The 15,446-nt window shown below is 69.4% G+C and carries 11 protein-coding genes; 10 read left to right on the top strand and 1 reads right to left on the bottom strand.

Annotated features, from left to right (window positions below; all coding sequences use genetic code 11):
* The first annotated feature begins 68 nt into the window (after nt 1-68).
* Nucleotides 69-497, top strand: coding sequence for an HIT family protein (locus tag dqs_RS07970; protein WP_065340136.1), 429 nt, complete (start codon nt 69-71; stop codon nt 495-497).
* 10 nt (nt 498-507) lie between these two features.
* Here the strand turns inward: dqs_RS07970 and dqs_RS07965 are convergent, their stop codons facing one another.
* Nucleotides 508-924 carry a DUF2721 domain-containing protein gene (locus dqs_RS07965; RefSeq protein ID WP_065340135.1) on the bottom strand — a complete coding sequence of 139 codons (417 nt, stop codon included), beginning with the start codon at nt 922-924 and terminating at the stop codon, nt 508-510.
* 106 nt (nt 925-1,030) lie between these two features.
* On the opposite strand from dqs_RS07965, the gene prfB reads away from it, so the two are divergent.
* From prfB to dqs_RS07920, 9 genes are all read left to right on the top strand, one after another.
* Nucleotides 1,031-2,135 (top strand): peptide chain release factor 2 gene (prfB, locus tag dqs_RS07960; RefSeq protein WP_157108160.1). Its coding sequence is split into 2 segments (ribosomal slippage): nt 1,031-1,111 and nt 1,113-2,135, totalling 1,104 coding nucleotides; the frame shifts between segments, so codons are not numbered across the junction.
* A 54-nt stretch (nt 2,136-2,189) separates the two neighbouring features.
* Entirely contained in the window at nt 2,190-3,503 is a 1,314-nt protein-coding gene (locus tag dqs_RS07955; protein ID WP_011765229.1) for a hypothetical protein, read from the top strand.
* Between the two features lie 10 nt (nt 3,504-3,513).
* A complete protein-coding gene (locus dqs_RS07950; protein ID WP_065340134.1) occupies nt 3,514-4,212 on the top strand; it encodes a hypothetical protein in 699 nt (232 codons plus the stop codon).
* 5 nt (nt 4,213-4,217) lie between these two features.
* Nucleotides 4,218-7,010 carry an ATP-binding protein gene (locus dqs_RS07945; RefSeq protein WP_065340133.1) on the top strand — a complete coding sequence of 931 codons (2,793 nt, stop codon included), beginning with the start codon at nt 4,218-4,220 and terminating at the stop codon, nt 7,008-7,010.
* A gap of 126 nt (nt 7,011-7,136) precedes the next feature.
* Nucleotides 7,137-8,999 carry a M48 family metallopeptidase gene (locus dqs_RS07940; RefSeq protein ID WP_065340132.1) on the top strand — a complete coding sequence of 621 codons (1,863 nt, stop codon included), beginning with the start codon at nt 7,137-7,139 and terminating at the stop codon, nt 8,997-8,999.
* 304 nt (nt 9,000-9,303) lie between these two features.
* Entirely contained in the window at nt 9,304-11,145 is a 1,842-nt protein-coding gene (locus dqs_RS07935) for a PAS domain S-box protein (protein ID WP_065340131.1), read from the top strand.
* Nucleotides 11,142-11,537 (top strand): response regulator, encoded by a 396-nt coding sequence (locus dqs_RS07930; protein WP_011765224.1) that lies wholly within the window; start codon nt 11,142-11,144, stop codon nt 11,535-11,537. The genes dqs_RS07935 and dqs_RS07930 overlap by 4 nt, the downstream gene beginning before the upstream one ends.
* Nucleotides 11,538-11,541: 4 nt before the next feature.
* Nucleotides 11,542-14,811, top strand: coding sequence for an EAL domain-containing protein (locus dqs_RS07925; protein WP_065340130.1), 3,270 nt, complete (start codon nt 11,542-11,544; stop codon nt 14,809-14,811).
* 115 nt (nt 14,812-14,926) lie between these two features.
* Nucleotides 14,927-15,445 carry an O-acetyl-ADP-ribose deacetylase gene (locus dqs_RS07920; protein WP_011765222.1) on the top strand — a complete coding sequence of 173 codons (519 nt, stop codon included), beginning with the start codon at nt 14,927-14,929 and terminating at the stop codon, nt 15,443-15,445.
* The last annotated feature ends 1 nt before the right edge of the window (nt 15,446 follow it).

Raw genomic sequence — 15,446 nt, 5'->3', positions numbered from 1 at the left:
CGGGCATCTGCGCGGCCCGGCGCCCACCGCCTGCCGACCATCCTCACCCATCAAGGAAGAGACCGCCCATGTCCTACGACAACAACAACGTCTTCGCCCGCATCCTGCGCGGCGAACTGCCCTGCCAGAAACTCTACGAGGACGACGCCACCTTCGCCTTCCTCGACATCATGCCGCAGTCCGACGGCCACAGCCTGGTGCTGCCCAAGGAGCCGGCGGCGGTGCTCGCCGACCTTTCACCGGCCGCGCTGCAGGCGGCGATGCTGACCACGCAGAAGCTCGCGCGTGCGGTGCAGCAGGCCACCGGCGCGCCCGGCCTCCGGATCGCGCAGTTCAATGGCGCCGTCGCCGGCCAGACGGTGCCGCACGTGCATTTCCACATCATCCCGTGCTACCCGCAGCAGGAACTGCGCGCCCACGCGCGCGAAAGCGCCGACCCCGCGGCGCTGGCGGCAATGCGCGAGAAGGTGGTGGCGGCGCTCGCCGCGCTCGGCTGAACGCCGGCGCTCAGCGGGCCGGTGGTCGCTCCTTCCCGCCGTCGGCGCCGCGCTGCATGTCCTCCACCACCACCCACAGCGCATTGGTGGAGATCAGCACCTCGAACAGCGACAGCACCAGCGACACTGCGAGCGCGACGATGCTGGTGCCGAACAGCAGCTTGCCGGCCGTCTCGCCGTGCATGAACAGCGCCAGCATCGCCAGCGCGCACAGCAGGAAGCTGAGCACACCGAAGCCCTGCATGTACTGGATGAACTGGATGCGGCGCTTGAGCCCCGGAATCTGCCGCATCACCAGCGGACTGCCGTGATCGGGCGAGGCATGCAACTGGCGGATGACCTGCGCCAGCGTGAGGAAGCGGTTGGTATAGGCGAGCAGCAGCAGCGAAATCGCCGGAAACAGCAAAGCGGGCGTGGTGATGTCCATCTCGCGGGCACGCAGGGGGAAAGGCGCGCAGTTTAGCCTGCGGCGCCCGGGCGGGCCGCCCTCCCCGGTATAATGCCGGGTTTTCCGCATTGTCCCGGAGCCGCACATGGAAGCCGAACGCAAGAACGCCATCGCCGAAAAACTCGCCGACCTCGCCGCCCGCGGTCGCGAACTCCGGAGGTATCTTTGACTACGATGAGAAAGCATCGAAGCTCGAAGAGGTAAACCGCGCACTCGAAGACCCCGCGGTGTGGAACGACGCCGCGCGCGCGCAGGAACTCGGCAAGGAAAAGCGCCAGCTCGAAGGCGTGGTGCTGACGCTGCAGCAGATCGAACAGCAGTCGGCGGACCTGAAGGACCTGTTCGACCTCGCCGACATGGAAGGCGACGACGACACCTTCGAGGCGGTCGAGGGCGACCTCGTGGGCCTGGAGGGCCTGGTCGGCCAGCTCGAATTCCGCCGCATGTTCTCCAACCCGATGGACCCCAACGCCTGCTTCATCGAAATCCAGGCCGGCGCCGGCGGCACCGAAGCGCAGGACTGGGCCGGCATGCTGGAGCGCATGTATCTGCGCTACGGCGAGAAGAAGGGCTTCACCGTCGAACTGATGGAAGAGACCGAGGGCGAAGTCGCCGGCATCAAGAACTGCACGATCAAATTCACCGGCGACTACGCCTACGGCTTCCTGCGCACCGAAACCGGCATCCACCGCCTGGTGCGCAAGAGCCCGTTCGACTCCAACGCGCGCCGCCACACCAGCTTCACCTCGGTGTTCGTGTATCCGGAGGTCGATGACTCGATCGAGATCGAGATCAACCCGGCCGACCTGCGCATCGACACCTACCGCGCCTCCGGCGCCGGCGGCCAGCACATCAACAAGACCGATTCCGCGGTGCGCATCACCCACCAGCCGACCGGCATCGTCGTGCAGTGCCAGAACGACCGTTCGCAGCACCGCAACAAGGACGAGGCGATGTCGATGCTGAAGGCGCGCCTGTACGAGCTGGAACTGCGCAAGCGCCAGGCCGAGCAGCAGAAGCTGGAAGACGCCAAGAGCGACATCGGCTGGGGCCACCAGATCCGCAGCTACGTGCTCGACCAGTCGCGCATCAAGGACCTGCGCACCGGCTACGAAGTCGGCAACACCCAGGCGGTGCTCGACGGCGACCTCGACAACTTCATCGCTGCCAGCCTCAAGCAGGGCGTCTGAGCCCCCCGCGTTCCACCCGATGAGCCGGCCCGCCGCGGCCGGCTCCGTTTTTTGATGACCGCTCCAGACCTCTCGGACTTTCTCGCCGCCGGCGTCGTCCCCGACGACGTGCCCGAACTCGCCCCGCTGCTGGGCGCGCGCGGCGTCATCGGCGCCTTCATCTCGCTGTTCCGCGGCTCGGATGCCGAGGTGCTGCTGCGCCTGCTCGTGCTGCGCGAGATCGGCCAGGAATCGGAGGCGCCGCGCTGGTCGCCGGATTCCCTACGGCGCCGCTTTTCCTACCTCGACGCGGTCAAGCTCGAAACGGTGCTGAAGCGCCTGCGCGAGCACGATCTGCTCGCCATCGGCGAGGACGGCCTGTACCACCTGTCCGACCTCGGCCGCAACGCGGTGGCCGCGCTTGGCATGCTGCTGCAGTTCGGCGCCGAGGAAGACGCCGAACTCGGCTTCCTCACCGCGCAGCTCGCCGGCCTGTCGGCCACCGGCAACGTCACCGCCGAAAGCCTCAGCCACCTGCTGTCCAAGCTCAACGACCTCACCTGGCACTTCGAGGAGGCGATCGCCTCCGGTTCGGAGTTCCGCATCGTCACCGCGCGCAGCCGGCTCAAGGCCAACGGCCGCTGGCTGGATCGCGGCACCGCCATCCTGCGCGAGCTGCTGGCCGATCCCGAGGTGGATTTCGAGATCGCCCGCATCGCCCAGCGCATCGGCCTCGCGCAGTCGCGGCTGGCGCGGGTGGACGCCGCCTTCCAGCGCGCGTTGAACAAGATCGAGACCCAGCGCGTCACCCTCGGCGGCTCCGGCATCTCGTCGTCCGACGTCGCCGCCTGGCTGCGCCGCCAGGATGCCGCCACGCTGGCCGCGATGATGGTCGGCGCGCTTGATGTCTCGCCCGCGCCGGCGCTGCTCGCCGGCGGCCACGAACTGCTCGACCGCGCCGAAGCCACGCTGGCCGACGACCCGCGCGCCGAGGCCATCGCCGCGGTGCTGCCGGAAGCCGACAGCGCGCCGGTGTCGGTGGCGCCCGAGCATGAAGACCTGCGCCTGCTCGAACACTTCGGCGAACGCCTCGGCCGCGTCGCCGAACCCACCCCGCTGCACCAGCTGGTGGGCGGCGGCGGCTTCGCCCCGGCAAGCTACCGGCTGTCGCTGCTCGCCCTGCTCGCCGACGCCGACAGCAGCGGCCCCGCCGACGGCCCGGTCGCCGCTTTCATGAACCAGCCGCTGGATGTGCATTTCGGCGACACCCTGGTGGCGGTCGGCGAGGACGAAATCGCCGCGATGAGCGCCGGCCACGTCGCCCGCCGCGACCGCCCCGTGCCGGACGCCGGCACGGAAGAACCCGGCCTCGCCCCCGCCACACCCTGAGGGAGCCACAATGGATCACGAACTGCAGACCCTCACCGCCCGCCTGCTGGCCAACCGCTGGCTGCCGCGCACCGACCGCATGGTGCGGCGCGCGCTGGTGGACGAGACCTTCCGCCTCGAACTCGACCGCCGCCTCGAAGCGGTCGGCCTGCGCCTGCTCGACAACCCCTACGCCGCCAACGTCGCGGTCGGCCTCAACGCGGACATGTACGACCCGGTGTTCGGCGCCAGCCGCGAATACGCCGCCAGCAACCTCGGCCTCACCCGCGACGAGGTCGCGCTGCTGGTCATCGTGTGGTCGCTGATCGTGCTGCCCAAGCGCGAACGCCAGGTCACCCGGCGCGAGACCGACGACGACGGCCAGGCCGACATGTTCGGCGGCGAAAAGCCGGTGGCGCACGGCGAGGCGGTGTCCGCCGGGCTCTCGGAAGCCTCGCTGATCGCCGACTTCGGCACCCGCCTCGGCGGCAAGACCAAGGTGCGCAACTTCATGCTCGGCAAGCTCGCGCGCCTCGGCTTCATCGAACGGCGCAACGGCATGATCATCGAAGGCCCGCTGCTCGACGTCGCGCTCGACTACCGCATGCTGGCCGACCGCGTCATCCACGGCACGCTCGCCGAAGTGCTCGCCGAAGCCGGCCATCCGGTGCCCGAGGCCAACGCCTTCGAAATCGCCGACGTGCTGCCCGACGAAGATCCGGAAGACTGATCCCGATGTTCCACATCAAGACCCTAGAACTGGTCCACTGGGACTACTGGCGCCGCTTCACGCTGCCGCTGGACGCCCAGATCATCACCATCGTCGGCCCCAACGGCTCCGGCAAGACCACGCTGCTCGACGCGATGCGCACGCTCTTCGCGCTGCGTTGCTCGGGCAAGCGCGACTTCCGCCGCTACGTGCGCCGCGCCGACCGCAGCTTCGCGTGGATCCGCGCGGTGGTCGCCAACAAGCCGGGCAGCAGCGGCCGCCGCCCCTTCTTCCCCTGCCTGCAGGACGAAGTCACGCTCGCCTGCCGCATCCGCAAGGCCAGCGGCGACTGGACGCGCGACTACGCGATCATCGACGGCAACCTCAGCATCGAGGAGCTGGAGCACAGCAGCGACTGGACCGGCCTGCGCGACTACCAGACGCGGCTCGCCTGGGGCGGGCTGACGCCGGCCATCGCCAAGGTGCTGTCGCTGGAACAGGGCGACACCGACAAGCTGTGCGAATACTCGCCGAAGGCACTGCTGGAATTGGTCTTCGATGTGTTCGGCGACAAGGAGGTGCTCGACAACTACGACGCAGCCCGCGAGGAACAGAAGAACGCCGAGCGCGAAATCGAAAGCCTGGGCCTCGACCTCGACCGCCTGCGCGCGCAGGCCGAGACCAAGCGCCTGGAGGCCGACCGCTTCCTCGAATGGAAGCAGCTTTCCGACGAGATCCACGCGCTCGAAGCCGAAATCGTGCCGCGCCTGGAAACCGCCGAACTCGCCCGCGAGGTCGAGAACGAACGCCATGAACTGCTGCGCCTCGACGAGGAACGCGTGGACCGCCAGCGCGAACAGCGCGACGCGCGCGCCCGGCTGGAGCAGATCCGCGCCGAACAAAGCGCCGCCACCGCCGAGCGCAGCCGGCTGAAGACCCACGCCGACGAGGCCGAACGCCAGCACCTCGCCGCCCACGACCGCGTGCGCGACCTCGAAAAGCTCACCGCCGAGCGCGACGCGCTGCGCGCCCAGCTCGCCAGCGAACACGGCGCCGACGCGGTGGCGCTGGAAAAGGAGCACGAGGAGGCCGACGCCGCGCTGGTGGCGCTGCGCCGCAAGGAGCGCGAACTGGTGGCCGCTTTCGAGGAGAAGACCGAACAGCTGCGCAGCGAACGCAGCCGCAGCGGCCCGCCGGGCGACGCCGAGGTCAACCGCTTCCGCGTCAAGCTCAGCGCCGAGGGCATCGCCCACCAGGGCCTGGCCGAGGTGCTGGAAGTCACCGACCCGGCCTGGCAGGCAGCGCTCGAAGCCATCCTGCGGCCCTACCGCCATGTGATCCTGCTCGAACACGAAAGCGACCGCCACGCCGCCTGGGCGCTGGGCGAGCGCGAACGCTTCCGCCACTTCATCGTGCCGGAACGCGAAACCCCGCCGCCGCCCAAGCCGATGAGCCTGGCCGAGGTGGTGAACATCGACGCCCCGGTGCCGCGCTGGCTGACCGACCTGCTCAACCGCATCCGCCGCGTGGAAGATGCCGAATCCGCCCGCAACCTGCCGCGCGAGCAGGAATGGATCACCCGCGACGGCTACCACCGCGAACGCCGCGGTGCCCGCCACCTCGGCCGGCCGCAGGACTTCCACTTCGGCGAACTCGCGCGCCAGTCGCGCATCGACGCGCTCACCGCCGAGATCGCCGGGCTGGACAAGCAATTGCAAGCGCTGCGGCCCAAACTGGATGCCGCCGGCGAGCGCCTTGCCGGCATTCGCCAGCGCCTGCTCGGGCTGCAGTCGGCCCAGCTGCTCGCCGCCAACACCGAAAAGTATGCCGCCGCCGACGCCGAACTGCCGGCCGCGCGCAAGGCGCTGACCGAGGCGATCGCCGAACGTGCGGCCACCCGCGGGGCGCTCGACGAGGTGGCCGAGAAGCTGCGCGGCGTCGAGATCGAACTCGACCGCCGCAACCGCGAGCTGAAGAACATCGAGCTGCGCCTGGCCGACATCGCCCGCGACAACGCGCCGCGCCGCCGCGCCCAGGCCGAGCGCATCCTCAAGCTGCGCCGGCGCCGCCGCGGCATGCCGGCGCACTGGCTGGACAGCGCCGAACTCGCGCTGCTGGTGGAAAAATACGGCGACGCCCGCAGCGCCCGCCTGCAGCTTGACCGCCTGCGCCGCCACCTGGACGAAGGCGACTGGGTCACCGACGGCACCGTGCTCACCCTGCGCGACCGCCTCACCACCGACCTCGCCGGTCGCGAGCGCGACTACGGCGACCGCCAGGCCTACTGCGCCACCGCCCGCCGCCACACCGACGAGGCGCGCGCCGCCTACATCGCCAAGCTGCGCGCCACGGTGCGCCAGTACGGCAAGAACCTGAAGGCGCTCGGCGAGCTGGCCAACCTCGACGTCGATTGTCCGGCGCCGCACCTGGACAACGACGACCTCTCGCTCGCCCAGGCCGGTCTCGAAGTGCGTTTCGACTTCGACCGCAAGGGCGCGGTCGGCCTCAACGACGGCGAGGCCTCCGGCGGCCAGCAGGTGATGAAGTCGCTGATCCTGCTGGTGGCGCTGCTGATGGACGACGCCCGCCCCGGCGGCTTCGTGTTCATCGACGAGCCCTTCGCCCACCTCGACGTCGCCAACATCGACCGCGTCGGCACCTTCCTGCGCGCCACCCGTGCGCAGTACCTGATCACCACGCCGGTCACCCACAACGCCAACGTCTTCGCGCCCGCCCAGCTCACGCTGGTGACGCGCAAGAAGCCGCCCGCCGAAACCTGGGCGCCGCCGATCGGCGTGCTCCAGCGGGCGCGAGACTGAGCATGCCGTTCGAATGGCGTCAGGCCAGCGGCATGATGTATCGTCCCATTCCCGATACATACGCCTGACCGGCCGCGACGTCGCGCCGGGGCGGGCGTTTTCACACCCACCCGGCGAGACGAAGCGATGACCCACGATCAGTTCGAAGCCCTGGTTGGCAGGCTGGAACAGCAGGCCCAGGCCAACCCGCGCGGCTACCAGTTCAAGGTGCTGATGCTGGCACTGTTCGGCAACGCCTACCTGGCGGCGGTGCTGTTGGTGCTGGTGGTCGTGCTGCTGGCGCTGGTCGCCTCGGTGGGGGTGCTGAAGGCGCTGGCGCTGAAGCTGATCCTGATCTTCGGCGTTTTCCTGTGGATGGTGCTGAAGGCGATGTGGGTGAAGATCGACCCGCCCACCGGCGTGGAGATCGACGCGCGCCAGGCGCCGGAGCTGTTCGCGATGGTGGACGCGCTGCGCCGCGAACTCGGCGCGCCGCGCTTCCACCATGCGCTGGTCACCGACGACTTCAACGCCGGCGTGGTGCAGACGCCGCGCCTGGGCATCTTCGGCTGGCCGCGCAACTACCTGCTGATCGGCCTGCCGCTGATGAAGTCGCTCAGCGTCGAGCAGTTCCGCGCGGTGCTCGCCCACGAGTTCGGCCACCTCGCCCGCGGCCACGGCCGGCTGTCCAACTGGATCTACCGCCAGCGCCTGCGCTGGTCGCGCCTGCTGCAGGCACTGGAGGCGAACGACAGCAAGGGCAGCTTCCTGTTCAAGCCTTTCATCGACCGCTTCGCGCCCTACTTCAACGCCTATTCCTTCCCGCTGGCGCGCGCCAACGAATACGAGGCCGACGCCACCTCGGTGCGACTCACCTCCGCACGCGCCGCGGCCGAGGCGCTGACCGGCGTCAACGTGGTCGGCAGCTACCTCGCCGAGCGCTACTGGCCGCAGATCCACCGCCAGGCCGACGAGCACCCGGCGCCCGCCTTCGCCCCCTTCGTCGGCATGGCGCAGGGCGTCGCGAGCGAGGTGGACGAGGATTCCGCGCGCGGCTGGCTGGAGCAGGCGCTGGCGCGCCGCACCGATGTCGCCGACACCCACCCGGCGCTGCAAGACCGCCTCGCCGCCATCGGTGAAGCCCCGCGCCTCGCCATCCCCGCCGCCGGCGACAGCGCCGACCGCCTGCTCGGCACCGCGCTCGCCACGATCACCGAGGGCTTCGACCAGCGCTGGCTCGCGCACATCCAGCCGTCGTGGACCGAACGCTACCAGGAGGTGAGCGAAGGCCGCCGCCAACTTGCCGAACTCGACGCGCGGGCGGCGCAGGGCGAGGAACTCGCTCTGCAGGACGCCTACGACCGCGCCCGCCTCACCGAAAGCGTCGGCGGCGCGGCCGAGGCGGCGTTCGAGCAGTACCGCGAACTCCATCGCCGCGCGCCCGACGACAGCGTGATCAACCTCACCCTCGGCGCCCGCCTGCTTGACCGCGACGACGCCGAAGGCTGCGCGCTGGTCGAACGCGCGATGCAGCTCGACGACGGCGCCATCGCCAGCGGCAGCGAGTTGCTGCGCGACTACCACTGGCGCCAGGGCCACAGCGACGAGGCCCATGCCTGGCACCAGCGCCTGATGGAACGCGTGCAGCTCGAACAGGCCGCCGCCCGCGAACGCGACGAACTGAAGCTGAGCGACAAGCTCGACGCCCACGGCCTGCCCGCGGATGAAGTGGCGCCGCTGGCCGCCGCGCTCGCCGCCATCCCCGGCCTGCGCAAGGCCTACCTGGTGCGCAAACGGGTACACCACCTCGCGGACAAGCCGTGCTTCGTGCTCGGCTACCGGGTCACGCCCTGGTACCGGCTGCACAGCAAGCGGCGCGCGCAGGAAGTGATGGAGCAGATCCGCCAGTCGGTGCGCTTCCCGCACGAAACCCTGATCGTCAACGTCGAGGGCGACAACTACCGCTTCGGCCGCAAGCTGGCGTGGAAGCGCGGCACCCGCGTGGTATAGCGCATCGCGCCGATAGACCCTGTCGGCACCACGGAAATACCCGACAAAATCAGTTGGCTAATCGAAGCCACTCTGTTATCAATAGTGCGTTGTAACAGGGGCTCGCATCCGGCCGGATGCGAGCCCCCTGACGACGCGCTGCAGCGCCCATCCTGCAGCATCGCTTTCACCCTGCCGTGCGGCGCCACGGGTGCCCGCACCGGCAGCGGACCATCGCAGCCGCTGTTTTTTCGTCGAATGCCGCCTTCCGCCGGCGCACCGGCCGCCGCCGGCCCCATGGAAGACGGACCGGAACGGAGCAGGCATGACGGTAGATGTATGCAGACTGATGCAGGACGAATCGCCCGACGCCTGCATCGTGCTCGACGCCGACGGCGCAGTGCGCCACTGGAACGGCGGCGCAGTACGCCTGTTCGGCTACAACGCGGCGGAGGCCGATGGCCAGCTCCTGATCGACCTGACCGTGCCGCCGGACCGACGCGCGGCGGAACAGGCGCTGCTCGACGATCTGCCCGCGCTCGGCAACGCAACGCACGAGTCGGTGCGCCAGCGCAAGGACGGCTCGCTGGTGCATGTGGCGCTGTCGATGAGGCGGGTTCATGCCGACGGCCTCCCGTATGTGCTGACGAGCATGAAGGACGTCACCCAGCTCAAGGTGGCGCGCGAAGCGCGGCTGGTCGAGACGCGCTACCGCGACCTGCTGGAATCGATGCCCGACGGCATCGTGATGGTGAACGCGCTCGGCCGCATCGTCTTTTCCAATCAGCAGGCTGACGCGATGTTCGGCTATGGCGCGGGCGAACTGCGCGGTCAGCCGATCGAGGCGCTGCTGCCGGCGCGGCTGCGCACCGCGCACGTGGGCCACCGCAGCCACTACTTCGGCCAGCCGCGCACGCGGACCATGGGCATGGGGCTGGAACTCTTCGGCCTGCGCCACGATGGCAGCGAGTTTCCGCTCGAAATCAGCCTCAGTCCGCTGCATACCGACGAAGGCACGATGGTGCTGAGCGCCATCCGCGACATCGCCGGCCGCAAGAAGGCCGAGGAGAAGTTCCGCGGCCTGCTCGAATCGGCGCCGGATGCGATCGTCATCGTCAACCGCGACGGACGCATCGTGCTGGTCAATTCGCAGGCGGAGCGCCTGTTCGGCTATGCGCGCAGCGAGCTGATCGACCAGCAGATCGAGATGCTGATGCCAGAACGCTTTCGCGCCCAGCACCCCGGCCACCGCAACAGCTTCTTCACCGACCCGCGGGTGCGGCCGATGGGCGTCGGGCTGGAACTGTTCGGACGCCGCCGCAACGGCGAGGAGTTCCCGGTGGAGATCAGCCTCAGTCCGCTCGAAACCGAAGAAGGCACGCTGGTGTCGAGCGCGATCCGCGACATCACCGAGCGCAAGCGCTTCGAACGCGCGCTGCAGGAAAAGAACGTGGAACTGGCCCAGGCCAATGCCGCCAAGGACCACTTCCTCGCCAGCATGAGCCATGAGCTGCGCACCCCGCTGAACGCCATCATCGGCTTTACCGGCACGCTGCTGATGAAGCTGCCGGGTCCGCTCAACGAAGATCAGGAAAAGCAGCTGCGCACCGTGCAGCGCAGCGCCAGCCACCTGCTGTCGCTGATCAACGACCTGCTCGACGTCGCCCGCATCGAGGCCGGCAAGTTCGAGCCCGTGTTCGAGCCGGTGGACCTCTGCGCCACCCTCGAGGAACTGGCCGTTGTCCTGCGCCCGCAGGCCGAGGCCAAGGGCCTGCGGCTCGAGCTGAAGCTGCCCGGTGGTTCTTGCGTGGTCGAAACCGACCAGCGCGCATTCAGTCAGATTGTCATCAACCTGCTGCAGAACGCGATCAAGTTCACGGAGCACGGCCGCATCGAGCTTGCGCTTGCCCGTATCGAAGCGGACGGTCGGCCAGCGGTCGAGTTGCAGGTCGCCGACAGCGGCATCGGCATCCAGCCAGACGACCAGACGCGGCTCTTCGCGCCCTTCGCCCGCATCACCCCGGCAGCGGGGCCGGCGCAGGAAGGGACGGGGCTGGGCCTGCACCTTTGCCTCAAGCTCGCCGCGCAGCTCGGCGGCCAGATCGCAATGCACAGCACCTATGGCGAGGGCAGCGTGTTCTCGCTGATCTTGCCGGAGCAGCCATGATGGGCGCGCGCATCCTCGTCGCCGAAGACAACCTCGCCAACCTGGAACTGGTGCGCTACCTGCTAAGCCGTGCAGGGCACGAGGTCATCACCACGGCCGACGGTCTGGCAGCGCTGGAAGAAGCGCAGCGCGCCGTACCGGACCTGATCATCAGCGACCTGCAGATGCCGCGCATGGACGGCTACCAGCTGCTCGCGCGGCTGCGGGGCGACCCCGCCCTGCGCGCGGTGCCGGTGATCGCGCTGACGGCGTTCTCGATGCCCGGCGATCGCGTCAAGGTCATGCAGGCGGGTTTCGACAGCTACATGTCCAAGCCGCTCGTTCCGGAAACCTTCGTCGCCCAGGTCGAAGCCTGGCTGCCCGCGTCGCGCCGGGACGGCGAACGAGGCTGAGTCCATGGCCCGCATCCTCGTCGTCGACGACCACGCCAGCAACCGCGAACTCATCGTGACGCTCGCCGGCTATGCCGGCCACGAAGCGCTGGAGGCCAGCGATGGCGCCGATGCGCTGGCGCTGGTGCGCGAGCACCACCCCGACCTGGTGATCTGCGACATCCTGATGCCGACGATGGACGGCTACGAGTTCGTGCGCCAGCTGCGCGCCGACCCCGACCTCGCCGCCACCGAGGTGATGTTCTACACCGCCAACTACCACGAACCCGAAGCGCGCAACCTGGCGCGCACCCTGGGGGTCGGCCGCATCCTCGTCAAACCGAGCATCCCGGAAGACATCCTCGAGGAAATCGAGCGCGCGCTGGCGCAGGCGCCACGGCCGGTGCCGGCGCCGGCGGAGGATTTCGACCGCGAGCATCGGCGCGTGCTCACCGACAAGCTCGCGGCCAAGGCCGAGGAACTGGAGCGCGCCAACCAGCGGCTGGCAGCGCTGACCGAACTCAACCTGCAGCTCTCGGCCGAACGCGACATGCACGCCCTGCTGGACAAGGTGTGCCAGGGCGCACGCGAACTGACCGGCGCGCGCTATGCGCTGCTGTGCATCCATGCCGGAGGCAGCGATCAGACGGTGGGACTCTGGGGCTACGGCCTGAACACCGAGGAGGCCCGCCATCTGGGCGGACCGATCGCGGCCGGCGGCGTCCTGGCGCGCGTGATGGCGGAGCGCCGCCCGGTGCGCTTCCGCAACCCGCAGGGCGCTCCCGAAGACATCGGCCTGCCGCGGGGCTTTCCGCAGGTCCATTGCGGTGTCGCGGCCCCGATCGCGTCCGCGGCGGCGGTGTTCGGCTGGGTCTGCCTGCTCGACAAGGTCGGCGCGGCCGAATTCACCGAGGAAGACGAATGGATCTCGCGCGCGCACGCGGCGCAGGCGGGCCGCATCTACGAGAACCGCAACCTCTACGCCCAGCTGGAGCGCCGCGCGGCCGACCTCGCCGCCGAAATCCGCACCCGTGAGCAGGCCGAGCAGCAACTGCGACGCGTGCTGCGCGCCCGCAAGGTGATGGCCGAATGCAACCGCACGCTGGTGCGCGCCGTGGATGAAACCACGCTGCTGGCCGACGTGTGCCGGTTCCTCGTGGAGCTGGGCGGCCACGGCGCGGCCTGGGTCTGCCTGGCGCGCCACGACGAGGCGCGGACGCTGGAAACCGTGGCCAGCGCCGGCGACGATCTCGGCATCCTGAAGGCCTCGCGCTTTTCCTGGGGCGACAACGAACACGGCCGGGGGCCGGCGGGCCTCGCGGTCCGCTCGGGCACGCCGCAGGTGGTGCACGACATCCACCGTCATCCGCAGTTGCAGCGCTGGCGCCGGATCGCGGCCGAACGCGGCTTCAAGGCCGCGGCCGCGCTGCCGCTGCGCAGCGACGGCGAGACCTACGGCGTGCTGTGCCTCGTCTCCTTCGACCCGCAGGCCTTCGACGCCGACGAAGTCGAACTGCTGGCCGAACTCGCCGACGACATCGCCTTCGGCGTCCGCACGCTGCGCGCCCGCGTGGAGCAGCAGCAACTGGCGGCCACGCTGGAACTGCGCAACCGCGCGATCGAGGAAAGCACCAACGCAATCGTCATCAGCCACGCGGACCACGCGGCGGACAACCCGATCATCTACGTCAATCCGGCCTTCACCGTCACCACCGGCTACAGCGCCGACGAGGTGCTGGGACGCAACGCGCGCTTCCTGGTCGACAACGACTGGGACCAGCCCGGGGTGGAACGCCTGCGCGAAGCGGTGCGGGAAGGCCGCGACGCACGGGTGACGCTGCGCACCTACCACAAGGACGGCCAACTGCTGTGGAACGAGATTTCACTCGCATCCATCCGCGATGCGCAGGGCGAGGTCAGCCACTTCATCGCCATCTTCAACGACGTGACCGAGCGCGTGCGCTATGAAGCCGAGCTGGAACAGCAGGCCACGCACGACGCGCTGACCGGGCTGGCCAACCGCAACCTGCTCAACGACCGCATGCAGCGCGCGATCATCCGCGCCGCGCGCGACGGCCACGCGGTGGCGGTGATGCTGCTCGATCTCGACCGCTTCAAGCTGATCAACGACAGCCTGGGCCACGCCGCCGGCGACGCGCTGCTGCAGGAAACCGCGCGCAGGCTCAGCACCAGCGTGCGTCGCGGCGACACCGTGGCGCGGCTGGGGGGCGACGAGTTCATGGTGGTGATGAGCGACATGAGCGCCGAGGACGACGCCGCCGCGCTCGCCGCCAAGGTGCTGGAATCGCTCGCGGTGCCGATGTTGTTGAACGGCCGCGAGATCGTCGTCACCGGCAGCATCGGCGTGTCGCTCTACCCGCGCGACGGCGAGGCCGCCGCCACGCTGCTCAAGCACGCCGACGTGGCGATGTACCGCGCCAAGGAACTCGGCCGCAACCGCTTCCAGTTCTACGCGCCGGAGATGAACGAGCGCATCCTGGAGCGGCTGGAGCTGGAGAACAGCCTGCGCCGCGCACTGGAGAACGACGAACTCGAACTCCATTACCAGCCCAAGGTGTCGCTCCGCGATGGCCGCGTGATCGGTGCGGAAGCGCTGATCCGCTGGCGTCATCCGCAGCTGGGCATGGTGTCGCCCGCCGACTTCATCCCGCTGGCGGAGGAAACCGGCCTGATCGTGCCGATCGGCGAATGGGTGGTGGACCACGCCTGCCGCCAGTTGCGCGGGTGGCTGGACGCCGGGCTGCCGCAGATCAGCGTCGCGGTGAACGTCTCCGCCCGCCAGTTCCAGCACGAACAGCTCACCCACGTGCTGGCCCGCGCGCTGGCGGCGCACCGGCTGCCGCCCGGGCAACTGCATGTGGAGGTAACCGAGAGCGCGGTGATGTGGGAGCCCGAGCGCACCATCTTCACGCTGCGCGAACTCAAGAACATCGGCGTGCGCATTTCGCTCGACGACTTCGGCACCGGCTACTGCAGCCTCAACTACCTGAAGCGCTTCCCGATCGACAGCATCAAGATCGACCGCTGCTTCGTCACCGATCTCGCCACTTCGGCTGAAGACGCGGCGATCGCGCTGATGATCGTGTCGCTCGCGCACAGCCTCAATCAGACGGTGATCGCCGAAGGCGTGGAGAACGAGGCCCAGCTCGACTTCCTGCGCCGCCACGGCTGCGACGAGATGCAGGGCTTCCTGTTCAGCCGTCCGCTGCCCGCGGCGGAATTCGCCCGCCTGCTCGCCGCCGGCACCCGGCTGCAACGCCCGCCCGGCGGCTGAAGCGAACGGTTACCGCGCCGTCGCCATCCCGCTTGCATGCGCGGGCGGCGATCGCCCTACAATCACGCCACTCCCCGACACCTGAACCCCGCCGTTTCCGCCCGCTCCAACTGTCATGCCCGTGCATATCGACACCCTGCGCGCCGACATCACCACGCTGCCGGTCGACGCGATCGTCAACGCGGCCAACCGCTCGCTGCTCGGCGGTGGCGGCGTGGACGGCGCGATCCACCGTGCGGCCGGTTTCGAACTGCTCGAAGCCTGCCGCAAGCTCGGCGGCTGCGAACCCGGCGACGCGAAGATCACGCCCGGCTTCCTGCTGAAGGCGCGCTACGTGGTCCACACCGTCGGCCCGATCTGGCACGGCGGCACGCGCGGCGAAGCCGAGGTGCTGGCCAGTTGCTACTGGCGCTGCCTGGAGGTGGCGGCCGAACACGGCGTGCGCTCGATCGCGTTTCCGTGCATCAGCACCGGGGTGTATGGCTATCCGCCTGAGCTGGCCGCGCAGGTGGCGGTGGGCACCGTGCGCTACGCGCTATCGGGCGAGCATCCGTTCGAGCAGGTGCTGTTCTGCTGTTTCTCGCCGGCCGACCTGCGCCTGTACGAGCATCTGCTGGCCGACCCAGCGGGCTGAC

It is taken from the genome of Azoarcus olearius, assembly GCF_001682385.1.
Classification (GTDB): Bacteria; Pseudomonadota; Gammaproteobacteria; order Burkholderiales; family Rhodocyclaceae; genus Azoarcus; species Azoarcus olearius.
This window is presented reverse-complemented; position numbering and strand designations above follow the sequence as displayed.

Bases quoted from the DNA above. Each gene is read 5' to 3' on its own strand.
- dqs_RS07970 (WP_065340136.1), top strand. From the start codon at position 69: ATGTCCTACGACAACAACAACGTCTTCGCCCGCATCCTGCGCGGCGAA.
- dqs_RS07965 (WP_065340135.1), bottom strand. From the start codon at position 924: ATGGACATCACCACGCCCGCTTTGCTGTTTCCGGCGATTTCGCTGCTG.
- dqs_RS07955 (WP_011765229.1), top strand. From the start codon at position 2,190: ATGACCGCTCCAGACCTCTCGGACTTTCTCGCCGCCGGCGTCGTCCCC.
- dqs_RS07950 (WP_065340134.1), top strand. From the start codon at position 3,514: ATGGATCACGAACTGCAGACCCTCACCGCCCGCCTGCTGGCCAACCGC.
- dqs_RS07945 (WP_065340133.1), top strand. From the start codon at position 4,218: ATGTTCCACATCAAGACCCTAGAACTGGTCCACTGGGACTACTGGCGC.
- dqs_RS07940 (WP_065340132.1), top strand. From the start codon at position 7,137: ATGACCCACGATCAGTTCGAAGCCCTGGTTGGCAGGCTGGAACAGCAG.
- dqs_RS07935 (WP_065340131.1), top strand. From the start codon at position 9,304: ATGACGGTAGATGTATGCAGACTGATGCAGGACGAATCGCCCGACGCC.
- dqs_RS07930 (WP_011765224.1), top strand. From the start codon at position 11,142: ATGATGGGCGCGCGCATCCTCGTCGCCGAAGACAACCTCGCCAACCTG.
- dqs_RS07925 (WP_065340130.1), top strand. From the start codon at position 11,542: ATGGCCCGCATCCTCGTCGTCGACGACCACGCCAGCAACCGCGAACTC.
- dqs_RS07920 (WP_011765222.1), top strand. From the start codon at position 14,927: ATGCCCGTGCATATCGACACCCTGCGCGCCGACATCACCACGCTGCCG.